Origin of the sequence: Bradyrhizobium sp. SZCCHNR1053, from assembly GCF_032381235.1 — a bacterium.
Taxonomy (GTDB): Bacteria; Pseudomonadota; Alphaproteobacteria; order Rhizobiales; family Xanthobacteraceae; genus Bradyrhizobium.
The window spans coordinates 123,600-146,931 of record NZ_JAUHJM010000006.1; the positions used below are offsets into that span (position 1 = coordinate 123,600).

The following is a 23,332-nucleotide window of genomic DNA, read 5'->3' on the forward strand; positions in this document are numbered from 1 at the left end:
TCAGCATGTGGGCCAGCATGAAGACATCGCGAACCATAGGTTGGATCCTGCTGCTGGCGGCTCTCGGCGGCGCCGGCTATTACGGCTGGCAGCGCTATCAGGGCGCTGAGGCAGCGAAGAAGACGGCTGCGCAGAAATCGGCCGGGCCGCAGGCCGTTCGAGTCTCGACCGTGCTGGTCCAGAAGACGGACTTCCCGGTCTTCCTCACCGGCCTGGGGACCGTGCAAGGCTTCAATACGGTCCAGGTCCGCACCCGCGTCGACGGCCAGATCGACAAGATCGCCTTCACCGAAGGCCAGCTCGTGAACGAGGGCGACCTGCTGGTCGAGATCGACCCGAGGCCGTTCCAGGCGGCGCTCGATCAGGCCAAGGCCAAGCGGGCGCAGGACGAGGCCAATCTCAACAACGCCAATCTCGACCTGCAGCGCACCACCAAGCTCGGCGAGTTCGCGACCCGGCAGCAGCAGGACACGCAGCGCGCCACCGTCGCGCAGCTCACCGCTCAGATCGCAGCCGACGACGCCGCGATCGCCAATGCCCAGACCCAGCTCAGCTACACGCAGGTCAAGGCGCCGATCTCCGGCGTCGCCGGCCTGCGCCAGGTCGACATCGGCAACATCGTCAATGCCTCGACCCAGACCGGCATCGTTTCGATCGCGCAGATCGAGCCGATTGCGGTGATCTTCACCGCGCCGGAGGAGCAGTTGCCCTATATCAACGAGGCGCAGAAGGTTGCTGCCCTGAAGGTGATTGCGCTCACCACCGACGGCAAGAAGCAGCTCGCCGAAGGCAAGCTGATGGTCGTGAACAACCAGGTCGACACGTCGAGTGGAACGATCCGGCTGAAGGCGGTGTTCGACAACAAGGACCACGTGCTGTGGCCTGGACAGTCGGTGTCGACGCGGCTCCTGGTGCGGACACTGAAGGACGCCACGGTGGTTCCCGACGACGCCGTCCAGCATTCGACCAACGGGCTCTATTCCTACACGGTGAGCCCGGACAACAAGGCCGAGCTGCGCAAGGTGAAGGTCGGCGTTTCGATCGATGGCCGTACCGTGGTCGAAGAGGGGCTGACCCCCGGCCAGCAGGTGATTACGGGCGGTCAATTCAAAGTGCAGCCAGGCTCGGTCGTGACCACCGCGGTGGCCAGCTCGGAGCCGGCGCCAGCTAAGGTCCGGCAGGAATGAACGGCGGCGGCATCTCGGCACCCTTCATCAAATACCCCATCGGTACCTCGCTGCTGATGGCGGGCATCCTGTTCATCGGCCTCGTCGCCTATCCCCTGCTGCCGGTCGCGCCGCTGCCGCAGGTCGACTTCCCGACGATCCAGGTCACGGCCAACCTGCCGGGCGGCAGCCCCGAGACGATGGCAACCTCGGTCGCCCAGCCGCTGGAACGGCAGTTCGCCCAGATCCCGGGCATCGCCCAGATGACCTCGACCAGCTACCTGGGCACCGCATCGGTCACGATCCAGTTCGACCTCAATCGCAGCATCGACGGCGCCGCCAACGACGTCCAAGGCGCAATCAATGCCGCCTCCGGCCAGCTGCCGAAGAATCTGCCGTCGCCGCCGACCTACCGCAAGGTCAACCCGGCGGACTCGCCGATCCTGCTGCTGTCGGCGACCTCCGAGACGCTGCCGCTGACCACCGTCAGCGACGCGGTCGACGCCGGTCTCGCTCAGCAGATCAGCCAGATCTCGGGCGTCGCCCAGGTGATCATCGGCGGCCAGCAGAAACCATCCATCCGCATCCAGATCGACCCGGCCAAGCTCGTCGCCAAAGGGCTGTCGATGGAGGATGTGCGCAGCCAGATCGCGATCACCACGGTCGACGCGCCCAAGGGCAACATCGACGGCGAGCGGCGGGCCTATACGATCTACGCCAACGACCAGCTCACCGAGTCGAAGGACTGGAACGACGTCATCATCGCCTACCGCAATGGCGGCCCGCTGCGCATCCGCGACATCGGCAAGGCTGTGACCGGGGCCGAGGACGCCAAGCAGGCGGCTTGGGCCAATGGCAAGCGCGGCGTGTTCCTGGTGATCTTCAAGCAGCCCGGCGCCAACGTCATCGAGACCGTTGACCGCATCAAGGGGCTGTTGCCGCGGCTGGTCGCGGCGATCCCACCGGCGATCAAGATCGATCTCATCTCCGACCGGACCACCACCATCCGCGCCGCCGTTGAGGACGTTCAGTTCACGCTGATCCTGACCATCTTCCTGGTGGTGATGGTCATCTTCATCTTCCTGCGCAGCTTCTGGGCGACGGTGATCCCGACCATCACAGTGCCGCTGGCGTTGCTCGGCGCCTGCGCGATGATGTGGGGGGTTGGCTACACGCTCGACAATCTGTCGCTGATGGCACTGACGATCGCGGTGGGCTTCGTGGTCGACGACGCCATCGTCATGCTCGAGAACATCTCGCGTTATGTCGAGGAAGGCGAATCGCCGATGGCCGCCGCCTACAAGGGCGCCAAGGAGATCGGCTTCACCATCGTCTCGATCTCGATCTCGCTGGTCGCGGTGCTGATCCCGCTGCTGCTGATGGGCGGCATCATCGGCCGGCTGTTCCGCGAATTCGCGGTCACCCTGGCGATGACCATCTTCGTCTCGATGATCGTGTCGCTGACGCTGACGCCGATGATGGCCTCGCGCTTCCTGCGCAACGAGCACGCCGCGCAGCACGGCAAGTTCTATCAATGGAGCGAGGCCGCGTTCGACGCGATGCTGCGCGCCTATGAGAAGGGGCTCGATGTGGCGCTGCGCTGGCGCTTCGCCACCTTGATGGTGTTCTTCGCCACGCTCGGATTGTCGGTCTATCTGTTCATCCTGATCCCGAAGGGCTTCTTCCCGCAGCAGGACGTCGGCCTGATCACCGCGACCTCGGAGGCCTCCCAGGACATCTCGTTCAAAGCGATGCAGTCGCGCCAGGAGGCGCTCGCCAACATCGTAATGGCCGATCACGACGTCGCCAGCGTGGCCATGGCAATCGGCGGCTCCGGCCGCGCCGGCAACAACGGCAACATGTTCATCACGCTGAAGCCGCGCGAGGAGCGCAACGCGACGGCGCAGCAGATCATCACCCGCCTGCGGCCGCAGCTCGAGAAGGTCGAGGGTGCGCGGCTCTACATGCAGGCAGCGCAGGACATCCGGCTCGGCGGCCGCCCGTCCCGCACCCAGTTCGAGTTCACCTTGCAGGATCCCAACGTCGCAGAGCTGAACGAATGGGCGCCGAAGATCCTTGAGAAGATGCGTTCGCTGCCGCAGCTGCGCGACGTCGCCACCGACCAGCAGGCCGACGGCACCACCGTGCAGCTCACGATCAACCGCGACACCGCCTCGCGGTACGGCATCTCGCCGCAGCTGATCGATGACACGCTGTATGACGCGTTCGGCCAGCGCCAAGTCGCGCAGTACTTCACCCAGCTCAACTCCTACCGCGTGATCCTGGAGATCCTGCCTGAGCTGCAGGGCAACATCGACACGCTCAACAAGCTCTACGTGAAATCGCCGACCACCGGCGACCAGGTGCCGCTCTCGACCTTCGCCAGTTGGACCAACGTGCCGGTGCGGCCGCTGTCGATCAGCCACCAGGGCCAGTTCCCGTCGATCACGATCAGCTTCAACCTCGCCCAGGGCGTCGCGCTCGGCCAGGCCACCGATGCGGTGCAGCGCGCGATGGTCGAGCTCAGCGCGCCGGCAACCTTGAACTCGAGCTTTCAGGGCACTGCGCAGGCGTTCCAGCAGTCGCTGTCGACCGTGCCGCTCTTGATCCTCGCCGCCCTCGTCGTGGTCTATCTGATCCTCGGCATCCTCTACGAGAGCTACATCCACCCGATCACGATTCTCTCGACGCTGCCCTCGGCCGGCGTCGGCGCGCTCGCGATCCTGATGGCGTTCGGCTACGATTTCAGCCTGATTGCGCTGATCGGGGTCATTCTGCTGATCGGCATCGTGAAGAAGAACGGCATCATGATGGTCGACTTCGCCATCGCCGCCGAACGTGACCAGCATCTGCCGCCGGAGCAGTCGATCCGCCAAGCCGCCCTGCTGCGCTTCCGTCCGATCATGATGACGACCATGGCCGCGCTGCTCGGCGGCGTGCCCCTGATGCTCGGCAACGGCACCGGCTCGGAGATCCGCCAGCCGCTCGGCTATGCGATGGTCGGCGGCCTCATCGTCAGCCAGATGCTGACGCTGTTCACGACGCCGGTGGTCTATCTCTATCTCGACAAGGTCAACAACGCCTTCGCGCGCTGGGGCCGCACGCATATCGACCACGAGCCCGAGACCGCAGCGGCAGGTCCGGTCAAGGAAGCGGCGGAATAATCCGCCGCTTCTTGTCGCCTACTGCCGCGCCATCTCGGCGTTGGCCACGCCCTCGCCGTCCAGGCTTTGCTCGTCCTGCATCGTCACGGTCACGTGCGAGAGCCGTCCGGTGAACGAGATCGCGGAACGGCTCGGCGCCTGCCTGGTCCTGCTGCTGGGCGCCGGCCCGGACGGGCTGCGAAAGCCGCAGGCCGCGAGAGGCGGGCGCTAGGCCCCTGCCGGCCCGTGGCGCGGCGGCGGCCAGAGCACGTTGGAAATCCGTCATCCAGCGGCTTGCCAAAGCCTGAGACATGCGGGTAGAAGGACCCGTCGTCGCCGCCCTGCTTTGCCGGCCGGCGCGCAGAACGGTGCCAGACAGTCCGGCAATTGCTTGAAACTGCAGGGCATTCCGTTGGGGAATGGTGTAACGGTAGCACAACAGACTCTGACTCTGTTTGTCTTGGTTCGAATCCAGGTTCCCCAGCCATTTCGGCGCTGACCCACTATCCCACTATTTTTGAGGTCAGCCGGTTTCGACTCGCGAACGAAATGTCACCCCGTTGTCGCGCACACTTCGTCCCGTCACTGCACCTCGGCGTCTCCGCGCACTTCGTCCTCGGAGAGCTTTCTCGATCGCAGCGGTGCCCTGTTCTTCCAGATCCTCCAGCGCGATGCTTGCGATGGCGGATGGTCGACACCGCCTGACCCGGCGCCGAATTGCCAGGAACACAGTCCTCCCGATTGCGAATCGGCGAAAACAAAACAACCATTGCGAGCAATGAAGCGCTCCCCGGAGGATTGCACTTGCAGAGCAGCGTTGGCTCCCGCGCCTTTCAAAACGCAAGGCTGCAGAAGCGCGCCAAGAAACAGGCGGACGTGCTGTTGCCAGCGGCGGTCAAGGCCTACCGCGAAGGCCGACATCCGGAAGCTCAGGCACTGTGCCAGCAGATCCTGCAGGACCTGCCGCATCATTTCGGCGCCCTGCATCTGCTCGGCGTATCCGAGCGGGATTGCGGCCGTTTCGACCAGGCGGTGCTCGTCCTGACACGCGCGGTCGAGATCGACCCGCGCTCGGCCGGAGCCCAGTCCGATCTTGGTCTCTCGTTATTTCGGCTCGGCCGCTATCAGGAGGCCCGCGCTCGTTACGAACGCGCCGTCGAACTCCAGCCGAACTTCCCGGCCGCGCTCACCAATCTCGGCACTACGCTGATGAGCCTCTCGCGTTTCGAGGAGGCGATTGCTGCGCATGACCGCGCCATCGCGCTGAACCCCGGCTATGGCGACGCCCACGCCAATCGCGGAATGGCGCTGCTGCTCACGGGCCGGTACGAGGACGCCGGCCGGAGCTTCGATCGCGCGCTCACGCTGCAGCCGCGGTTGCTGACGGCCCTGTTCGGCAAGGGCCTGGTCAGCATGAACCTGCGGAATTTCGATGCTGCACTGGCGGCGCTGACTGCGGCGCTGGCCATCAATCCGAATGCGGCCCCTGCCCTCGCCCAGCGCGGGCGGGCCTATCAGGAGCAGGGCAAGTTCGACGAGGCAGAAGCCGATTTTGACGCGGCACTGGTCCTCGAACCGTTGCTCGAAGACGCCCTGCGCGGCAAGGCCACGGTTTCGCTCGTGCGCGGCAACATCGCCCTGGCGATCTCGTTCGTCGACAAGATCCTGGCGCAGAACCCGAAGCAGGAGAGCGCCTGGACCCTGCTCGGGGTCTGCTCTGCGATGCAAGGCGACATCGCCACGGCGATTGCGGATTACGACCGCGCGCTCGCGATCAACCCGAACTACGAGGACGCGATCACCAAGAAGATCTTCGCGCTGGATTTCCTGCCCGAGATCGGAGTCGAACGTCTCCAGGCAGAGCGGAGATATTGGTGGGAGGCGATCGGCTCGCGATTGCCGCGTCTGCCGCTCGGCGAGCGGAATCTGGACCCGGACCGGCGCCTTCTCGTCGGCTACGTGTCGTCCGATTTCCGCGAGCATTCGGCGGCTCTCGGCTTCCTGCCGATCCTGCGCCATCACGACCGCGCAAAGTTCGAAATCGTTGCGTATTCCTGTTCGCCGGCGAGGGACGCCAAGACGGAGCTGTGCCGTTCGCTGGTCGATCGCTGGGTCGACGCCTGGCAGTTGACCGACGAGAGGCTCGCCGAGCAGATCCGGGCCGACAAGGTCGACATCCTCGTCGACCTCTCGGGGCATTCCGCCGGCCATCGGCTCACCTTGTTTGCGCGCAAGCCCGCCCCGATCCAGGTCTCCGCCGTCGGCAGCGTCACCGGCACGGGGCTGCCAGTGATGGACTATCTGCTGGCCGATGCGGTGACGATCCCGGCCGCGGTCCGGCATCTGTTTGCCGAAAGGATCTACGACCTACCGTCGCTGATCACGATCGAACCGCCGCCGCCAATTCCACCGTCGCCGCTGCCCATGCTTCGCAACGGTCACGTCACCTTCGGCTCATTCAATCGCGCCGACAAGTTTTCGGAGCCCACTCTGGCTCTATGGTCGAAGCTGATGGCTGCGACGCCGGGCTCTATGATCGTCGTCAAGAACCATGCGATGAGCGATCCCCTGCTGCGCGACCGATTGATCGCCCGCTTCGTCGCCCACGGCATCGCCGCGGAACGCCTCCGTTGCGTCGGAAAGACGTCGCGCGAGGAGCATCTTGCGATGTTCGCCGATATCGACATCGCACTCGATCCGTTCCCGCAAAATGGCGGCATATCGACGTGGGAGTCACTGCAGATGGGCGTGCCTGTCGTCACCAAGCTCGGCAGCAGCCCCTCGGCACGCGCCGGCGGCGCGATCGTCAAGGCGGTCGGCCTCGACGCGTGGGTCGCCGATGACGACGAAGGCTATCTCGCGGCAGCGCTGAAATTCTGCTCGCGGCCCGGCGAGCTTGCCGAGCTCCGCGCTGAGCTGCCGGCCAGGGTATTGAATTCAACCGCCGGAAACGGCGCGCTCTACACGCAGCATGTGGAGCAGGGATACCGGACGTTCTGGCGTGACTATTGCGCACGAGCGACGACCGGCTAGCGCTTGAATCAGATCTCGTCCGGCCGGCACAGCGTCGCACCCGTGCGCCGTTCGACCCATGCCGACGCTTGCGGTGCATCGATGACGCAGTCCCGCCGATCATCGTCGGCTCGCCGTCACGATTCCGCCAACGTGCGCCCGATCACGGAATTAACCCGTCATTCACCACGATCCTCATCCAGCCGGAACGATGCAATTTGCTTCAAATTGTCCGGCCAGGGAGACGGGACATGACCAAGCTGACGGACCTCGACGACCAGATTGAGCGGGCCGAGCGGCTCGAGCGGAGCATCACGGACACGCTGACGATCGAGCGGCTGCGCCAATTCGCGGCCAAGTGCCGGCGCGAGCGCGAGCGGCTGTCGCGGCACCAGCAGCACGCGGCCTGAGGGATTTGATCCGCTTCCGTCGGCGGCGGACGCGGCCGCTCACGAGCAGGTCGTCACCATGTTGGTGCAGAGCTGCCGGGTCCAGCCGATGCCTTTCTTCATGCGGATCTTGGCGAAGTCGCCGAAGCAGCCGAGCAGTTCGACAGCCTGGTCGCCGTTCGCATGCGGATCGAGCTTCGGGCTCGAGGCGGCATGGTCGCGATAGATCACCGCACCGTTCTGCAGGCCGCCGACGCCCACCACGCTCCGATGCACGAAGCCCCTGCCCTGAAAGATCACGCTCTCCTTGCCCTGATCGACGTCGTTCAGCACGGCCCGGTCGATCTCGAACCAGTCGCCCTGCTGCGCGGTGAGATGCACGACGATCCAGCCGTCGCTGGTCGGATTCTTCAGCGCCTTGATGATGCTGCCGCCCGGCTCCGCGCGGACATTGGCGCCGTTCGGATCGCGGTCGGCGATGTCGACCTCGACGTTGCAGGCTTCGCGATGAGGCGCCTGCGCAACGGCCACGCTCGGCGCCGCGAGCAGCGCCGTCAGCAACAGCATTTTCGTCAGCGTCATGCGGTCAACCGGCCTCGGATTCCTCTCGCATTGGTCGTGCCGCGAGCGCCGCAGTTCAACGCCGCGCGATAGGCGACTGCGCCGGGCCCGCCATGCGCATCGGCTGCCTCGATGGAGCCGGGCCATGGGTGCGGCCCTCACGCAAGACTGCCTGCTTCATTCGAGAAGGTGTTATGCTTGCACGAAGCTGACCCGAAAAAAGTCGTCAGATGCGTGAACGCCCCTCCGCCCGCCTGCTGGTGCTCGATCCCCACGACAGGCTTCTGCTGTTCAAGTTCGTCCACCTTGCCGGCGCGCTGACTGGGACGCAGTTCTGGGCCACGCCGGGCGGCGGCGTCCATCCCGGCGAGAGCTACGAGGCCGCAGCCTGCCGCGAGATGTTCGAGGAGACAGGCATTTGCATCGACGACCCTGGGCCGCAGATCGCGCAGCGCTTGGTCACCTTCACGATGGTCGATGGCGAGGAGGTCAGCTCGGACGAGCGCTATTTCCTCGTCAGAGTTGCGCGCGCCGACCTGTCGTCGATGCACTGGACCGAACTCGAGCGCGCCGCGATTGCAGGACAGCACTGGTGGCGGGAGGCCGAGCTCGCGGAAGCGGCCGACACCGTCTACCCCGAGGACATCATCGACATATTGACGCGTGCACGCGTGTGGTGACGGCTCCCTGCTACAGCCGTCCGCCCGCAAGCGCCGCAGCGCGCGGGCGGCCGACATCATCGAGCACATGCGGCATCGGGGTCACCGGGAAGACCGCGTTGATCTGGCCCGTCCCAGACGACGGGAAGAACGGGGTCACGACCTCGACGCCGCGGTCGTAGTGGTTCCAGCCGAGCGCGCCGAGCAGCATGGCCGTATCGTGCATGAAGCCCTCGCCATGGCCCTTGCTGGCATATTCCGGCAGCATGTCGCAGAAATCCGGCCACTCGCCGTGCTCCCACATCTGGATCACCTCGTGGTCGAGCCGCTCCAGGAACGGGCTGAACATCCGGTCGCGATACTCGTCGGCGGTGCCGTTCTGGGCGAAGCGATGGCTCAGCGAGCCCGAGGCGAAGAAGGCCACCGTGCCGTCGTAATGATCCTCGACCGCGCGGCGGAACGCCCAGCCGAGCTTGGCGCTGTCGGCGAGATAATGCGAAGTGCACAGCGCCGAGACGGATACGACCTTGAAGTGGCGGTCGGGGTTCATGTAGCGCATCGGCACCAAGGTGCCGTATTCCAGCGCCAGCGACGTCGCATCGTGGGCCATGGTGGCAACGCCATGGGCGTTGGCGCCCTCGGCCAGGATGTGGCCGAGCTCCGGGTTGCCGTCGTATTCATACGTCATGTTGGCGATGAAGTGCGGCAGCTCGTTGGAGGTGTAGAGCCCCTCGAAATGCGGCGCGCAATTGATGTGGTAGCCGGCATTGACCAGCCAATGGGTGTCGAACACGACGATGGTGTCGACGCCAGCCTCGCGGCAGCGCCGGCCGATCTCGATATGACCGTCGATCGCCGACTGTCGCTTGCCCTTGGCCGGACCATCCAGCTCGCTGAGATACATCGACGGCACATGCGTGATCTTGGCCGCCAGTGCGAGCTTGCCCATCCTCTCGTCTCCCTTCCGGTCGTTCCCCGGTCCGGCATCGCAGACCGTTTGCTTGGGAGGCAGACTACCCCTGCAGCTCCGCGAAAAAAAGGGCCGCGCGCGCGGCCCTTCCTCGGCGTCCAATCCATCGCCTGTCCCACGATCATGGGACAGAAAGCCACGCGATGCGGTCACGCCGCCTTGATGTCGATGGTCTTGGCGGCCTTCTGCACCTCGGGTTTCTTCGGCAGGGTGACCTTGAGCACGCCCTGCTTGAACACGGCCTCGATCTTGTCGGTGTCGACGCCGTCAGGGATCTGGAAGGAACGTTCGAAGGATCCGAAGCTGCGCTCACGGACGTAATAGTCCTTCTTCTCCTTCTTCTCCTTCTTCTCCTCCTTCTCCTCCTGCTTCTCGCCCTTGATCGAGAGCACGCCGCTCGCAACTTTCACCTCGACGTTCTTCCCGTCGAGGCCCGGCAGCTCAGCCGTGACCTCATAGGCATTGTCGTGCTCGGCGACGTCAACCGCCGGCGCCACGGCAAAGGACCGTGCGCGGGCGAGACCCGGCAGTTGGTCGAACAGCGACGGCGTGCGCCAGATCCCGCCATGGAAGTCCTCGAACACGCGATCGATCTCGCGGCGCAGGTTCTCGAACGGCCGCCACCCCTGCATGGATGGCGCACCTGCCTTCTCGGTGTTGACGGGCAGCTTGGTAGGTTCAGCCATAACATCATCCTCCTGCTTCACGCGAGGATCGGGTCCGCAACGGCATGGGCGCGACCGATTTCGTTCGACGAGATCGGCGGCATCCGCTCCCTCGCGCTTGACGGGCAAAATATAGCAGGCACGCCCGGGTTCCAGATTGCTGCGATCAAATCGCTGAGCGGCTGGACGGGTTCGGATCGGCGTGGGACCATCCACTTGGCTTTCGGCAATCTTTCGGCACCGCGCGCCCCAGAGCTGAAGAGCCTTACAGGAAGAGCCTCCAGGAAGAGCCTCCAGGAAGAGCCTTGGAGATGGTGAACCGGACGTTAATCCGAGCGGCTCGCGCGACGCTTTAGGGAAGGATGCAGAAAGCCTTATGCCGCAAGGTGTTAGGCGCCATTGAGAAGGTGCATTCGCAACGCTCCGCGCGCCCCTCCGACCGCCGGGCTGGGCGGCAGCACGTTCACAAACATTGCCCGCTTAACAAATTTTCCAGTCCCAGCAGAGAAGGTGTCAGCTCAACAATTCACCACAGGTTTCATGACCGTGACATCCTTCGGACGCGTGATCTCGGTGCGGGGCTCCCAGGCCCGCGTCGGCATTCTGTCGACCCAGCAGATGACCGTTTCCGATATCCGCGCCACAGTCGGCCGTTTCATCAGCATCCGCTGCCCGAGCGCCACGATCATTGCGATCATCACCGAGGTGACCAGCGAAGACCTGTCGCATGCCAGCGAATACGTCGCGACGGCGTCGGTGGACCTGCTGGGCGAGATCCTCGGACCGGCCGAACGGCCCAAGTTCCAGCGCGGCGTCACCCACTACCCGACCATCGGCGACGCCGTCGACATGATCACGAGCGAGGAGCTGCGCACGATCTACACGCCGACCGCCGGCGACCACATCGACATCGGCGCGCTGCAGCAGGACACCTCCGTGCGCGCCTGTGTCAATGTCGAGGAAATGCTGTCGAAACACTTCGCCGTGCTCGGTTCGACCGGCGTCGGCAAATCGACGGGCGTGTCGCTCTTGCTCAACGAGATCCTCAAGGCGCGGCCGAACCTGCGCATCTTCCTGCTCGACGTCCACAACGAATATGGCCGCTGCTTCGGCGAGCGCGCGCTGGTGCTGAACCCCCGCAATCTGAAGCTGCCGTTCTGGCTGTTCAATTTCGAGGAGATCGTCGACGTCCTGTTCGGCGGCCGGCCCGGCGTGCCGGAGGAGCTCGACATCCTCGCCGAGGTGATCCCGCTGGCGAAGGGCATCTACACCCAATACCAGAATACGGACCGCATCGGGCTCAAGCGCGTCGATCCCAAGATGGTCGGCTACACCGTCGATACGCCGGTGCCCTACCGCCTTGTCGACCTCATCAACCTGATCGACGAGCGCATGGGCAAGCTGGAGAACCGCTCCTCGCGCATCATCTATCACAAGCTGATCTCGCGCATCGAGACCGTGCGCAACGACCCGCGCTACGCCTTCATGTTCGACAACGCCAATGTCGGCGGCGACACCATGGCGGAGGTCATCAGCCATCTGTTCCGCCTGCCGGCCAACGGCCGCCCGATGACGGTGATGCAGCTCGCCGGCTTCCCGGCCGAGGTCGTCGATTCCGTCGTCTCGGTCGTGTGCCGCATGGCGTTCGATTTCGGCCTGTGGAGCGACGGCGTCTCGCCGCTGTTGTTCGTCTGCGAGGAAGCGCACCGCTACGCCTCCGCAGACCGTTCGATCGGCTTCGGTCCGACCCGCAAGGCGATCTCGCGCATCGCCAAGGAAGGCCGCAAATACGGCGTCTATCTCGGCCTCATCACCCAGCGGCCGGCCGAGCTCGACGCCACCATCATCTCCCAGTGCAACACGCTGTTCACGATGCGCCTCGCCAACGAGCGCGACCAGTCGCTGCTGCGCTCCGCGGTGTCGGACGCCGCCGCCAACCTGCTCTCCTTCGTCCCGTCGCTCGGCACCCGCGAGGTGCTGGCGTTCGGCGAAGGCGTCGCGCTGCCGACCCGGCTGCGCTTCAAGGAGGTGCCGCTGCATCAGTTGCCGCGCAGCGAAGCGACGATCGCGACTGTCCGCTCGGTCAATGCCGGACACGACATGCATTTCGTCAGTGCCGTGCTGGAGCGCTGGCGCGGAGCGACCTCGAGCCGCGACGCTGCGAGCGGCGACAGCGGCGCCGGCAGCCTCGGAGATCGCGGCAATCTGTCGGCCTCGCTGGACGCGCCGATGCTGCAGCCCTCGATGGGCCTCGATCCGGACCGCTTCTCGCTGCTGAAGAAGCCGCTGCGCTAAATACGGCGGCGCCCCCCTCCCAAATCTCGATCGACGACGCCTTCGAGAAGGCGTTGCGGGCATTCCGCCACGGGGCGAGGTGATGGGCTGAGCTGGACCGTTGCGCCTGCGCCGCGATCCACTAAGGTTCGCCCCCTGCCACACATGTCGGACCCGTTGCCATGACCCAGCCCGCCATCAGCCGCTTTCCCGTTCCCGCAATCGAAGCCCTGCCGGACGACATCCGCACCCGGCTGCTCGGCGTGCAGGAGAAGAGCGGCTTCGTGCCCAACGTGTTCCTGACGCTCGCGCACCGGCCGGACGAGTTCCGCGCGTTCTTTGCGTATCACGACGCGCTGATGGAGAAGGACGGCGGGCTGACCAAAGCCGAGCGCGAGATGATCGTTGTCGCGACGTCGAGCGCCAACCAGTGCCAGTATTGCGTGATCGCGCACGGCGCGATCCTGCGCATCCGCGCCAAGAATCCCCTGCTCGCCGACCAGATCGCGATCAACTACCGGAAAGCGGACATCACGCCGCGGCAGCGGGCGATGCTCGATTTCGCAATGAAGGTGGCGCTGGAGGCGCAGACGGTCGGGGACGCCGATTTCAAGGCGCTGGCCGGCCACGGTTTCAGCGACGACGACATCTGGGACATCGCCGCAATCGCAGCGTTCTTCGCGTTGTCGAACCGGATGGCAAATGTCACGGGCATGCGGCCCAACGACGAGTTCTATCTGATGGGGCGGCTGCCCAAGGCGAAGTGAGCCAGTCAGTCGTCCGACGCGGGTCCGCACCAGCCGGGCAGATAGACGGCGTCGTGGCTCTTTGCGGCCGCCAGCGCGTGCTCCATGGCGGCGGCGAAATGGGTCTCGACCGTCTTGCGCTTGACCTTGCGGCGCAGGAAGTCGGCCCATAGGAACTCGCTGAACGGCGTCGTGTCCTTGGCAAAGCCGCCTGCGCGGCGCAACTCGCCGGCCAGGCTGCGGAACGGATCGTCCTTCATATCCGCGACGGTCTTCGGCAGGTCTTTGAAATGCCGCCGCTCGCCCTTGGCGTCGTAAGGATAGGCCCAACGCTTGTTGTCCATCACGCCCCAGAACGCCTCGCGATCGACCATCGACAGATCGCCGATCACCGTGACCAGCACGTCCTTGACGCCCTCGTCATGGAGCGCGCGGGCGAGGTGATGGTGGTCGACGACGTAGTGCCGCTGGTCGGGACCGAGCACCACCGGGATCATGTGCTTGCCGAGCAGCTCGGCCTGCTTCTTCTTCGACTTGTGCTCGCGCCAGCGCTCGCGCTTCTCCTTCACTTCGCGCATGCCGACGGTCATCTGCGTCGGGCGCAGCGACAGGATCGGCACGGGATGAAGCAGCGGCTCGCGGGTATTGGCCATGGCCTGGGCTCCCGGGGGATGATCAGCATTATGCCACGCCTGCCGAGCCGTTCCAGTGCATCTGCCCGTAGCTGCGACGCCGTTCGGACCGGTCGCGGCAGGTTCCAATCACCCGCGGAGCGGGCGCCGATTGGATGCATCCGAGGAGGGAGATGTTTTGCTGATGCAGCTCAATTGTGGCAAAGTTTCTTTGTGAGAGGTTGGGCCCGCGTGCTAAAAAGGACCATCGGAGTCGAGGCATGAAGTCCCAGCGCCCCATTGCAGCGGAGGAAGAGCATCGCGTGGTGCCGTTCCGGCCGCGCAGCAGTCCGGTGCGGCGCGTGACCGAGGGCGGCAGCCCGCCGATTCAGCTGCATCGGCGCGAGCGGCCGACACTCGATCTCTCCCGGTATGAGCAGCCGCGCGAAGAGCCCGACGATTTCCGGCACCGCATCCTGGCCAACATCGCGGCGATCGCCTTCACGGTCGCGTTGACCGCGATCGGCATCTGGCTGGCGATGAGCATTGCCGACCTGCGCAAGACCCAGGACTGCCTGCTGACCGGACGGCGCGACTGCGCCCGCATCATCACCGAGACCTACACGCCCTGATCCCTGCTGGACGCCTCTCGGCCGCCAGCGGCGGAGCATCACAATCCCGCCACAACCGCCGTGTCCGGCTCCATTGAACTCACCGCGTCGCTCCGATATACGGGCACACGACTCCCGGGCGGCGGGGGTAGAAGGGCTCGCATCAGACGGCCCCGGGGGCGCGGTGTCCTCCCGTCGCCACCTACCGGATTAGCTCCAAAATATCAAAGGCTTAGTGATGTCCTCAACATTCGATCAGGTCGCCACGATCATCGCTGAAACCTGCGACATCCCGCGCGACACGATCACGCCGGATAGCCACGCCATCGACGATCTGGGCATCGACAGCCTCGATTTCCTCGACATCGCGTTTGCGATCGACAAGGCCTTCGGGATCAAGCTGCCGCTCGAGAAGTGGACGCAGGAAGTCAACGACGGCAAAGCCAGCACCGAGCAGTATTTCGTGCTGAAGAACCTGTGCGCCCGCATCGACGAGCTGGTCGCCGCCAAGGGCGCCTGAGCGCCCGCCATGCAAATCGAATATTTCCTGCTCATCGACCGCATTCTTGACCTCCGACTGGACGAGAAGGCCATCACTGTCGAAGCCAAGGTTCCCACCGAAAGCACGATCTTCGAAGGACACTTTCCGGGCTATCCGATCATGCCCGGTGTTCTCTTGATCGAGTCCATGGCCCAGACGTCCGGCTGGCTGCTGCTCGCGCTGATGAAGTTCGAGCGGATGCCGTTCCTCGCCGCCGTGAAGGAAGCCAAGATGCGCGGCTTCGTGTCGCCGGGCGAGGTGCTGACCGTCGAGGCCAACGTGCTGCACGAGGGCTCCGGCTACGCCGTGACCGAAGCGCGCGTGAAGGTCGGCGGCAAGCTGCGCTCGAACGCGACGATCACTTTCAGCCACGTCCCCTTCCCCAATCCGGAGCTGCGCGGACACATGGACGCCGTCGCCGAGCGCGTCGGCTTTCCGCAACAGGTCCTGCAGCGATGAGTGAGACGACAGCCGTGACCTCCAATCCCGTCGAAGTCTGGATCACCGGTATCGGTCTTGCGACCTCGCTTGGCGAGGGACTCGATGCGAACTGGGACGCCCTCAACTCCGGCCAGATCAACATCGACGAGCAGGGTTTCGCGCCCTACATCGTGCATCCCTGGGCCAAGGTGAATCTGGAAGCGCAGATCCCCAAGAAGGAGCAGCGCCAGATGGAGGCGTGGCAGCGCATCGGCACCTATGCCGCCGGGCTGGCGCTGGATTCCGCCGGCCTCAAGGGCAACAAGGACATCCTGTCCCGGATGGACATGATCGTGGCCGCGGGCGGCGGCGAGCGCGACATCTCCGTCGACATCGCGATCCTCAACGCGGAAGCCCAGGGCAATTGCACGCCCGGCTTCCTGAACGACCGGCTGATGAACGACCTGCGCCCGACCCTGTTCCTGGCGCAGTTGTCCAACCTGCTCGCCGGCAACATCGCGATCTCGCACGGCGTCTGCGGCACCTCGCGCACCTTCATGGGCGAGGAGGTTGCGGGCGTCGACGCCTTCAAGATCGCTTTGGCCCGCATCGCCGGCGGCCAGAGCGACATCGCTCTGGTCGGCGGCTCGCACAATGGCGAGCGCAAGGATCTGCTCGTGCTGTACGAGTTCGGCGACTACAATCTCAAGAACGAGTTTAAGCCGGTCTGGGCCCGCAAGGACCATCCGGGCTTCGCGCTCGGATCGGCCGGCGCGTTCCTGGTGCTGGAATCCAAGCCGCATGCCGAGGCCCGCGGCGCCAAGCCGCTGGCGCGGCTCAGCAAGGTCGTCGCCGACCGCGCCCGCCGCAAGGAGGCAGGTGCCGTCACCGGGACGCTCGACCGTCTTTGGTCGGCGCTGGACGTGCATGACGCGCCGGGCGCGATCATCACCGGCGCGACCGGTGCCGAGCCCGTGACGTCGGAGGAACGCGCGTTCCTCGACCATCACAAATCCTACGCCGTGCGCTCGAGCGGCACCCGCTTCGGCCACACGATGGAGGCGCATTTCGCGCTCGATCTCGCGCTGGCGGCGCTGTCGATCTCGCGCGGTGCCCTGTTCGCACCGGGCGACTCCTCGGGCGTCGAGGCGGACATGAAGGAGGCTCCGACCCAGATCGTAGTGGTCGGCGCCGGCCATTACCGCGGCGAAGGCATGGCCTTGGTCGAAGCAGTCAAGTGAACGCGGCTCGGCAGACCGATTCACGACGGGGGACATCATGAGTGTACGCGACAAGTTTGGACGTCCCATCGTGGTCGTGACCGGGATGGGGATCGTCACCTCGCTCGGGGCCGGCAAGTCGGACAATTGGAACAAGCTCGTTGCGGGCGAGTCCGGCATCCGCACCATCACGCGCTTCCCGATCGACGGCCTGAAGACGACGATGGCCGGCACGGTCGACTTCGTTCCCGTGGCCCCGTTCACGTCGACGGGTCTGTCCGAACGGCTGGGCCACATGGCCGTTGAGGAAGCCATCGCGCAGGCCGGGATCGGCTCCAAGGGGGACTTCCCGGGGCCGCTGTTTCTCGCCGTCGCCCCGGTCGAGATCGAATGGCCGCAGCGGCTCGAGCTCGCGCACGAGGTCGGCGGCACCCAGTTCACCTATGACGACCTGCTGAAGGTCTGCGGCGGCGGCAAGTTCGTCAACTATCACCACCGCTTCCTGTTCGGCTCGGTGGCCGATTCGCTGTCGGACACATTCGGCACCAAGGGCTCGCCGATCTCGCTGTCGACTGCCTGCGCCTCCGGCGCGACCGCGATCCAGCTCGGCGTCGAAGCGATCCGGCGCGGTGAGACCGACGTTGCGCTATGCGCCGCCACCGAAGGCTCGGTCAATCCGGAAGGGCTCGTGCGCTTCTCGCTGCTGTCGGCGCTGTCGACCCAGAACGACCCACCGCAAGGCGCCTCGAAGCCGTTCTCGAAGAACCGCGATGGCTTCGTGATGGCCGAGGGCGCCGGGGCGCTGGTGCTGGAGAGCTATGATGCGGCGGTCGCGCGCGGCGCCAAGATCCTCGGCGTCGTCGCCGGCTGCGGCGAGCTGACCGACTCCTTCCACCGCACCCGCTCCTCGCCGGACGGCAAGCCGATCATCGGCTGCATCCGCAAGGCGCTGGCCGACGCCGGCATGGCGCCGGAGCAGATCGACCACATCAACGCCCACGGCACCGCCACGCCCGAGAACGACAAGATGGAATATGTCGGCGTCTCCGCGGTGTTCGGCGAGCACACCGGCAAGATCCCGGTGTCGTCGAACAAGTCGATGGTCGGGCATACGATCTCGGCGGCCGGCGCGGTCGAGGCGATCTTCTCGCTGCAGACGCTCGAGCATCAGCGGATTCCGCCGACCATCAACTACGACATTCCGGATCCCGCGATCCTGTTCGACGTGGTCGGCAACAAGGCCCGCGACGCGCGGGTCACCACCGTGATGTCGAATTCGTTCGGCTTCGGCGGCCAGAACGCCTCGCTGATCCTGACGCGCGAACCGGCCTGATCCGCCGCTGCCATCGATGAGTCTCCTGCCACTCCGGACCAAGCTCGTGATCCGCCGAGTCGTGAAGTCGGCCGGGGCTTCCGCCGTCGGCGCGCTGACGGTCGGCATGCTCAGGACCACGCGCTATTTCGACCCGCAGAAGACGGCCGACCGCTTCGCGCGCATCGCGCAGATGATCGGGCCACGCCTGCGCGAGCAGCGCATCGGTCGCGACAATCTCACCGCGGCCTTCCCGGAGAAATCGCCCGCGGAGATCGAGAAGATCCTCGCCGGCGTGTGGGACAATCTCGGCCGCGTCGGCGCCGAGTTCGCCCATCTCGACAAGATCTGGGATTACGACGAGGCGCATCCCGAGCTCAGCCGGATCGAGCTGTCGCCGCGCACCCATGAGCTGTTTCATCAGCTCCGTCTCGACGGCAAGCCAGCCCTGATCTTTGCCAGCCATCTCGCCAATTGGGAGATGCCGGCGCTGGCGGCGGTCGCCCATAAGCTCGATACGGCCATCCTTTATCGCCGACCCAACATCGCCGCCGCCGACCGCATCATCCAGGAGATTCGGCAGGTCAAGATGGGCACACTGGTCCCGGCCGGCCGCGACGCGCCGCTGCGGCTGGCACAGGCGCTCAAGAACGGCCAGCACGTTGCCATGCTGGTCGATCAGTATCTGACCGGTGGCGTCGAGGTCACCTTCTTCGGCCGCAAGACCCGCGCCAATCCGATGCTGGCTCGCCTGTTACGCCAGGTCGAATGCCCCGTGCACGGCGTCCGCATCATCCGCCTTCCCGGCAATCGCTTCCGCGCCGAAGTGTCGGAGGAAGTGAAGCCGGTGCGGACGGCCGACGGTCAGATCGACATCCAGGGCACGACGCAGGCGGTCACCGACGTCGTCGAGGGCTGGATCCGCGAATATCCGGAGCAGTGGCTTTGGCTGCACCGGCGCTGGCGGTAGTCGGCGCCTGGACAAGTTTCACCACAAGGAAGCGGGACTGCAGCATCCTCTACCACTGACGGGCCATTCGAAGAAAACTCTTACCTCTTCCATCGACGCTCGCTACCTTGGCCTCGTATCCGACAGATGTTCGGAAGCTCCAGGGAGGATAAGCGCGAATGTTTTCGCATGTGATGATCGGCACCAACGACCTCGACAAGGCCAAGGCCTTCTACGACAAGCTGCTGGGGACGCTGGGCGTGCGCCCGGCCAGGGTCGACGGCCACCGCATCTTCTACATCACGCCGACCGGCATCTTCTCGGTGTCAAAGCCGATCAACGGCCAGCCCGCGACCCCTGCCAATGGCGGCACCATCGGCTTTGCCTGCAGCTCGCCCGAACAGGCTGACGCGTGGCATGCAGCGGGCCTGGAAGCCGGCGGCACCACCTGCGAAAATCCGCCCGGCATCCGCGAAGGTTCGACGGGCAAGCTTTACCTCGCCTACTTGCGCGACCTCGACGGCAACAAGCTCTGCGCCATGCATCGGTTGGGGTGATCCGAGAGGTTGCCAACGGCGGGGATCGCCCATTGCCGGGCGGTTCCGGTCGATGAAGGCGCGGGGCTGACGATCGACTGGGACACGCCCGTTGGGCCTGATCAGGTCGCGCACCAGTCAGCGCAAAAGATGGACGCCGCGCGACAGCGGACCGCCAAGAGGGCTTTCGTCCAAACCTCGGCCAAGCTCGACGACCCCGTCATTCCAAACGCTGATCTAAATGGATCTCGGCGCGGCCGGTGACGGCTACGCGGTCGTCTGGCCGCGCCGACGCCATCAAAGCGGCGCATCACTCGCGCGAGACGCCGCCAGCTCGCTGAAGTGCCGTCCACCCCTCCTGCAGACGAACCCCTCAGTCGCCGGGAGCGACGAACCGCGCTGTCCGACCGTCATGGTCGCGCGTGTGAAGCGCCCGGCACCAGCGTGCGGGCACGGCTCTGGCCTGTGAGTTGCAATTAGCAAGTTACTCGGGCATGGTGGCGGTATGCAGCCGAAGAAATTCAAATCTGCGGAATGTCCCGCCGCACGGGCGGTCGAGTGCGTCGGCGAGTGGTGGAGCATTCTGATCTTGCGCGACGCGTTCCAGGGACTCACTCGCTTCGACGAATTTCAGGACAGCCTGGGTATCGCGTCCAACATCCTGTCGCGTCGCCTCGCGCATCTCACCGATACGGGCATGTTCGAACGGCGGCTCTATAACGAACACCCGCCCCGATACGAATATGTCCTCACCCCCAAGGGCCAAGACTTCTTCCCGGTCGTGGTGGCGATGTTCGCGTGGGGAAACAGGCACCTCGCCCCCGAGGGCAAATCGATTGTCATGGCTGATCGCAACAGCGCACGCACGTTCGATCCGGTCGTGGTGGATGCCTGCAGCAAGACGCCGATCACGCCGACGAACGCGGTGCTTCTCCCTGGTCCGCGAGCAAGCGCAGGCATGCGCAAGCGTCTCGCCTCGATCAGAGCAATGCGCCCGGAGACGTCTTCCTCGCCAGACTAGCTAGGAGAGCAGCATGCGTCGGATTGTCGTGACGGGATTGGGTGTCGTGTCCCCTTTGGGATGCGGCGTTGAACTTGCGTGGGCGCGTCTGCTGTCCGGCCGGTCGGGACTCCGCGCGCTACCCGAATGGGCTGCAGCCTTGCCGGCCAAAGTCGCCGGGATCGTGCCCAGCAAGAGCGAGGATGCCGAGGGTGGCTTCGATGCCGACCTTGCCGCATCGCCAAAGGACCAGCGCAGGATGGACCGGTTCATCATTTTCGCCTTGGCGGCTGCCGCCGAGGCGATCGCCCAGGCCGGATGGGCGCCCGCTGATGCACACGCGGCCGGACGAACCGCCACGATCATCGCGTCCGGCATCGGCGGTTTTCCGGCTATCGTCGAGGCGGTCAGGACCACCGAGCAGCGAGGCGTGCAACGGCTGTCGCCTTTCACAGTACCATCATTCCTGCCCAATCTCGCAGCGGGTCATGTCAGCATCCGGTTTGGCTTCAAGGGGCCCATAGGAACGCCGGTTACCGCATGCGCAGCGGGCGTACAGGCGATCGGCGATGGAGCACGCCTGATCCGATCGGGCGAAGCTGACATTGCGGTGTGTGGCGGCACGGAGGCCTGCATCGACCTCGTCAGCTTGGGAGGTTTCGCCGCGGCTCGGGCGCTATCGACCCGCTTCAATGACACGCCGGACCGCGCGTCCCGGCCGTTCGATCGAGACCGCGACGGCTTCGTCATGGGGGAAGGCGCCGGCGTCCTGGTGATCGAGGAGTTGGAGCATGCGCTTGCACGCGGGGCGTCGCCAATCGCCGAGATCGTCGGCTATGGCACAACCAGCGACGCCTTTCACATCACGTCCGGGCCCGAGGACGGCGAAGGCGCGCGTCGCGCAATGGAGGCTGCGCTGCGACAGGCCGGGCTCGAACCGGGCGACGTGCAGCATCTGAACGCTCACTCGACCTCCACGCCATCGGGCGATCGCAGCGAGCTCGAAGCGATCAAGGCGGTGTTCGGGTGCGACAGGCGCATTGCCGTGAGCGCGACGAAGTCATCGACCGGCCATCTCCTCGGAGCAGCCGGTGGGCTGGAATCGATCTTCACCGTTCTGGCTCTGCGCGATCAGATCGCGCCGCCGACCCGCAATATCACCACGCCCGACGCAGCGGCCGACAGTGTGGACCTGGTCCGCGGTGAACCGAGATCGATGAGAATGGACCGTGCGATCTCGAACGGCTTTGGCTTCGGCGGAGTCAACGCCAGCATCGTTTTCCAGCGCTGGTCGTGACCCTTTCGAGTCAGGTTCAACCGCATCGACGATCCCGTACGCGCCCACGCGCTCGAGCCATCCTTTACGCTTCGCCATGCTGCTGACTGTTGCGCGATGTTGTCATCCAGAGACAATCGTCTCGGACACCAGGTGTCGCGTCACCGCCCCGTCTTCACCTTGGTCCACAACCGGTTGATGGTCCGCTGCGTGGCCGGATCGCGGGCGGTGATGACGAACAGCTTCTTCAGCGTCGCCTCGTCAGGATAGATGTTCTTGTCGCCAAAGATTTTTGGATCGATCAGCTTCTGGCTGGCCAGGTTGCCGTTGGCATAGGACAGGAAGTCCGAGTTCCTGGCGGCGATCTCGGGGCGGTAGAGGTAGTTGATCAGCGCATACGCCTCAGCTACGTGCGGGGCGTCGGCGGGAATCGCAAAATTGTCGAAGAACATCTGCGCGCCCTCTTTCGGAATGGCATAGCCGATCTCGACGCCGTTCTTCGCTTCCTCGGCCCGGCTCCTCGCCTGCATGATGTCGCCCGACCAGCCGACCACCAGGCAGATCTCGCCGGTGGCGAGCGCGCTCAGATACTCCGACGAATGAAACTTGCGCACCGATGGTGCGACCTTGCCGACCACGTCGCCCGCCTTCTCCAGGTCGGCCTGCTTGGTCGAGTTCGGATCGAGACCGAGGAAGTTGAGCGCCGCCGGAAAGATGTCGTCGGCGGAATCCAGCATGTGGACGCCGCAATCCTTGAACTTGGCGAGGTTCTCCGGCTTGAACACCATGTCCCAGCTGTCGATCCGCGCGCCGGGACCCAGGATCTTCTCGACCGCCTTGACGTTGTAGCCGATCCCGGTCGTACCCCACATGTAGTTGGCCGCGAACTGATTGCCGGGGTCGTAGGTGGCGAGACGCTCGGTCACGACAGGCCAGGCATTGGCGAGGTTCGGCAGCTTCGCCTTGTCGAGCGGCTGGAAGATCCTGGCCTTGATCTGGCGCTGCAGGAAATACGCGGTCGGAACCACGACGTCGTAGCCGGATTTGCCGGCGAGCAGCCGCGTCTCCAGGGTCTCGTTGGCGTCGAACGTGTCGTAGACGACCTTGATGCCGGTCTCCTTGGTGAAGTCGTCAAGGACACCTGGCGCCATGTAGTTCGACCAGTTGTAGAAGTTGACGACGCGCTCCTCCGCGCGCCCCGCCGGTACGGAAAGCGTCAACGCCGCGACAGCCAGCGCCAGAGCCGAACCCATGCAGCCGCGCGTCATCAC

21 protein-coding genes and 1 tRNA gene are annotated in these 23,332 nt (G+C 65.1%); 17 read left to right on the forward strand and 5 right to left on the reverse strand.

All coding sequences use genetic code 11. From position 1 onward, the window contains the following. Window positions 1-17 precede the first annotated feature (17 nt). From QX051_RS16750 to QX051_RS16770, 5 genes are all read left to right on the forward strand, one after another. Complete coding sequence (locus tag QX051_RS16750) at window positions 18-1,187, forward strand: efflux RND transporter periplasmic adaptor subunit (RefSeq protein ID WP_315739691.1); 1,170 nt, start codon at window positions 18-20, stop codon at window positions 1,185-1,187. Beyond that, the gene (locus tag QX051_RS16755; RefSeq protein WP_315776876.1) at window positions 1,184-4,330 is read left to right on the forward strand and encodes a multidrug efflux RND transporter permease subunit; all 3,147 of its coding nucleotides are present in this window, start codon (window positions 1,184-1,186) and stop codon (window positions 4,328-4,330) included. Before QX051_RS16750 ends, QX051_RS16755 begins: the two co-directional genes overlap by 4 nt. A gap of 392 nt (window positions 4,331-4,722) precedes the next feature. After that, window positions 4,723-4,796, forward strand: a tRNA-Gln gene (locus tag QX051_RS16760). A gap of 317 nt (window positions 4,797-5,113) precedes the next feature. Then, window positions 5,114-7,342 (forward strand): tetratricopeptide repeat protein, encoded by a 2,229-nt coding sequence (locus QX051_RS16765; RefSeq protein ID WP_315776877.1) that lies wholly within the window; start codon window positions 5,114-5,116, stop codon window positions 7,340-7,342. Window positions 7,343-7,572: 230 nt separating this feature from the next. After that, window positions 7,573-7,731, forward strand: coding sequence for a hypothetical protein (locus QX051_RS16770; RefSeq protein ID WP_315776878.1), 159 nt, complete (start codon window positions 7,573-7,575; stop codon window positions 7,729-7,731). Window positions 7,732-7,770: 39 nt separating this feature from the next. Here QX051_RS16770 and QX051_RS16775 read toward each other — a convergent pair whose 3' ends face one another. Continuing rightward, the gene (locus QX051_RS16775) at window positions 7,771-8,292 is read right to left on the reverse strand and encodes a hypothetical protein (RefSeq protein WP_315776879.1); all 522 of its coding nucleotides are present in this window, start codon (window positions 8,290-8,292) and stop codon (window positions 7,771-7,773) included. Between the two features lie 209 nt (window positions 8,293-8,501). Between QX051_RS16775 and QX051_RS16780 the strand changes: the two genes are divergently transcribed. Continuing rightward, the gene (locus QX051_RS16780) at window positions 8,502-8,951 is read left to right on the forward strand and encodes an NUDIX hydrolase (protein WP_315776880.1); all 450 of its coding nucleotides are present in this window, start codon (window positions 8,502-8,504) and stop codon (window positions 8,949-8,951) included. A gap of 10 nt (window positions 8,952-8,961) precedes the next feature. On the opposite strand, the gene hpaD is transcribed toward QX051_RS16780, so the two are convergent. Beyond that, window positions 8,962-9,879: a 3,4-dihydroxyphenylacetate 2,3-dioxygenase gene (hpaD, locus tag QX051_RS16785; protein ID WP_315776881.1), complete on the reverse strand. Its 918-nt coding sequence runs from the start codon at window positions 9,877-9,879 to the stop codon at window positions 8,962-8,964. Window positions 9,880-10,049: 170 nt separating this feature from the next. Continuing rightward, window positions 10,050-10,586: an Hsp20/alpha crystallin family protein gene (locus tag QX051_RS16790; RefSeq protein WP_315776883.1), complete on the reverse strand. Its 537-nt coding sequence runs from the start codon at window positions 10,584-10,586 to the stop codon at window positions 10,050-10,052. Between the two features lie 519 nt (window positions 10,587-11,105). On the opposite strand from QX051_RS16790, the gene QX051_RS16795 reads away from it, so the two are divergent. After that, window positions 11,106-12,860: an ATP-binding protein gene (locus QX051_RS16795; RefSeq protein ID WP_315739682.1), complete on the forward strand. Its 1,755-nt coding sequence runs from the start codon at window positions 11,106-11,108 to the stop codon at window positions 12,858-12,860. A gap of 161 nt (window positions 12,861-13,021) precedes the next feature. Continuing rightward, window positions 13,022-13,606, forward strand: a complete 585-nt coding sequence (locus tag QX051_RS16800; protein ID WP_315739681.1) for a peroxidase-related enzyme — start codon at window positions 13,022-13,024, stop codon at window positions 13,604-13,606. 5 nt (window positions 13,607-13,611) lie between these two features. Here QX051_RS16800 and QX051_RS16805 read toward each other — a convergent pair whose 3' ends face one another. Beyond that, entirely contained in the window at window positions 13,612-14,238 is a 627-nt protein-coding gene (locus tag QX051_RS16805; RefSeq protein WP_315739680.1) for a ParB-like protein, read from the reverse strand. Between the two features lie 239 nt (window positions 14,239-14,477). Between QX051_RS16805 and QX051_RS16810 the strand changes: the two genes are divergently transcribed. The 9 genes from QX051_RS16810 to fabF all read left to right on the forward strand — a co-directional run bounded on the left by QX051_RS16810 (window position 14,478) and on the right by fabF (window position 22,082). Further along, on the forward strand, window positions 14,478-14,828 hold the full coding sequence (locus QX051_RS16810; protein WP_315739679.1) for a hypothetical protein: 351 nt from the start codon (window positions 14,478-14,480) through the stop codon (window positions 14,826-14,828). 217 nt (window positions 14,829-15,045) lie between these two features. Further along, the gene (locus QX051_RS16815; RefSeq protein WP_006609130.1) at window positions 15,046-15,327 is read left to right on the forward strand and encodes an acyl carrier protein; all 282 of its coding nucleotides are present in this window, start codon (window positions 15,046-15,048) and stop codon (window positions 15,325-15,327) included. 9 nt (window positions 15,328-15,336) lie between these two features. After that, window positions 15,337-15,807, forward strand: a complete 471-nt coding sequence (locus QX051_RS16820) for a 3-hydroxyacyl-ACP dehydratase FabZ family protein (protein ID WP_315739678.1) — start codon at window positions 15,337-15,339, stop codon at window positions 15,805-15,807. Continuing rightward, entirely contained in the window at window positions 15,804-17,009 is a 1,206-nt protein-coding gene (locus QX051_RS16825; RefSeq protein WP_315739677.1) for a beta-ketoacyl-ACP synthase, read from the forward strand. The genes QX051_RS16820 and QX051_RS16825 overlap by 4 nt, the downstream gene beginning before the upstream one ends. A 37-nt stretch (window positions 17,010-17,046) precedes the next feature. Next, the gene (locus tag QX051_RS16830) at window positions 17,047-18,321 is read left to right on the forward strand and encodes a beta-ketoacyl-ACP synthase (RefSeq protein WP_409997704.1); all 1,275 of its coding nucleotides are present in this window, start codon (window positions 17,047-17,049) and stop codon (window positions 18,319-18,321) included. Between the two features lie 16 nt (window positions 18,322-18,337). Beyond that, window positions 18,338-19,270, forward strand: coding sequence for a lipid A biosynthesis lauroyl acyltransferase (locus QX051_RS16835; protein WP_315739676.1), 933 nt, complete (start codon window positions 18,338-18,340; stop codon window positions 19,268-19,270). Between the two features lie 158 nt (window positions 19,271-19,428). Then, window positions 19,429-19,806, forward strand: coding sequence for a VOC family protein (locus tag QX051_RS16840; RefSeq protein WP_315739675.1), 378 nt, complete (start codon window positions 19,429-19,431; stop codon window positions 19,804-19,806). A 484-nt stretch (window positions 19,807-20,290) separates the two neighbouring features. Continuing rightward, a complete protein-coding gene (locus QX051_RS16845; protein WP_315739674.1) occupies window positions 20,291-20,806 on the forward strand; it encodes a helix-turn-helix domain-containing protein in 516 nt (171 codons plus the stop codon). A 13-nt stretch (window positions 20,807-20,819) separates the two neighbouring features. Then, window positions 20,820-22,082, forward strand: a complete 1,263-nt coding sequence (gene fabF, locus QX051_RS16850; protein WP_315776884.1) for a beta-ketoacyl-ACP synthase II — start codon at window positions 20,820-20,822, stop codon at window positions 22,080-22,082. Between the two features lie 140 nt (window positions 22,083-22,222). Here fabF and QX051_RS16855 read toward each other — a convergent pair whose 3' ends face one another. After that, window positions 22,223-23,329, reverse strand: coding sequence for a polyamine ABC transporter substrate-binding protein (locus tag QX051_RS16855; RefSeq protein ID WP_315776885.1), 1,107 nt, complete (start codon window positions 23,327-23,329; stop codon window positions 22,223-22,225). Window positions 23,330-23,332: the final 3 nt, after the last annotated feature.

What these genes read in the sequence shown, in the direction of transcription:
- QX051_RS16830 (WP_409997704.1), top strand. Translation starts at nt 17,047, where the DNA reads ATGAGTGTACGCGACAAGTTTGGACGTCCCATCGTGGTCGTGACCGGG.
- QX051_RS16775 (WP_315776879.1), bottom strand. Translation starts at nt 8,292, where the DNA reads ATGACGCTGACGAAAATGCTGTTGCTGACGGCGCTGCTCGCGGCGCCG.
- QX051_RS16835 (WP_315739676.1), top strand. Translation starts at nt 18,338, where the DNA reads ATGAGTCTCCTGCCACTCCGGACCAAGCTCGTGATCCGCCGAGTCGTG.
- fabF (WP_315776884.1), top strand. Translation starts at nt 20,820, where the DNA reads ATGCGTCGGATTGTCGTGACGGGATTGGGTGTCGTGTCCCCTTTGGGA.
- QX051_RS16780 (WP_315776880.1), top strand. Translation starts at nt 8,502, where the DNA reads ATGCGTGAACGCCCCTCCGCCCGCCTGCTGGTGCTCGATCCCCACGAC.
- QX051_RS16845 (WP_315739674.1), top strand. Translation starts at nt 20,291, where the DNA reads ATGCAGCCGAAGAAATTCAAATCTGCGGAATGTCCCGCCGCACGGGCG.
- QX051_RS16750 (WP_315739691.1), top strand. Translation starts at nt 18, where the DNA reads ATGAAGACATCGCGAACCATAGGTTGGATCCTGCTGCTGGCGGCTCTC.
- QX051_RS16770 (WP_315776878.1), top strand. Translation starts at nt 7,573, where the DNA reads ATGACCAAGCTGACGGACCTCGACGACCAGATTGAGCGGGCCGAGCGG.
- QX051_RS16840 (WP_315739675.1), top strand. Translation starts at nt 19,429, where the DNA reads ATGTTTTCGCATGTGATGATCGGCACCAACGACCTCGACAAGGCCAAG.
- QX051_RS16810 (WP_315739679.1), top strand. Translation starts at nt 14,478, where the DNA reads ATGAAGTCCCAGCGCCCCATTGCAGCGGAGGAAGAGCATCGCGTGGTG.
- QX051_RS16825 (WP_315739677.1), top strand. Translation starts at nt 15,804, where the DNA reads ATGAGTGAGACGACAGCCGTGACCTCCAATCCCGTCGAAGTCTGGATC.
- QX051_RS16855 (WP_315776885.1), bottom strand. Translation starts at nt 23,329, where the DNA reads ATGACGCGCGGCTGCATGGGTTCGGCTCTGGCGCTGGCTGTCGCGGCG.
- QX051_RS16815 (WP_006609130.1), top strand. Translation starts at nt 15,046, where the DNA reads ATGTCCTCAACATTCGATCAGGTCGCCACGATCATCGCTGAAACCTGC.
- QX051_RS16800 (WP_315739681.1), top strand. Translation starts at nt 13,022, where the DNA reads ATGACCCAGCCCGCCATCAGCCGCTTTCCCGTTCCCGCAATCGAAGCC.
- QX051_RS16820 (WP_315739678.1), top strand. Translation starts at nt 15,337, where the DNA reads ATGCAAATCGAATATTTCCTGCTCATCGACCGCATTCTTGACCTCCGA.
- QX051_RS16805 (WP_315739680.1), bottom strand. Translation starts at nt 14,238, where the DNA reads ATGGCCAATACCCGCGAGCCGCTGCTTCATCCCGTGCCGATCCTGTCG.
- hpaD (WP_315776881.1), bottom strand. Translation starts at nt 9,879, where the DNA reads ATGGGCAAGCTCGCACTGGCGGCCAAGATCACGCATGTGCCGTCGATG.
- QX051_RS16790 (WP_315776883.1), bottom strand. Translation starts at nt 10,586, where the DNA reads ATGGCTGAACCTACCAAGCTGCCCGTCAACACCGAGAAGGCAGGTGCG.
- QX051_RS16755 (WP_315776876.1), top strand. Translation starts at nt 1,184, where the DNA reads ATGAACGGCGGCGGCATCTCGGCACCCTTCATCAAATACCCCATCGGT.
- QX051_RS16795 (WP_315739682.1), top strand. Translation starts at nt 11,106, where the DNA reads ATGACCGTGACATCCTTCGGACGCGTGATCTCGGTGCGGGGCTCCCAG.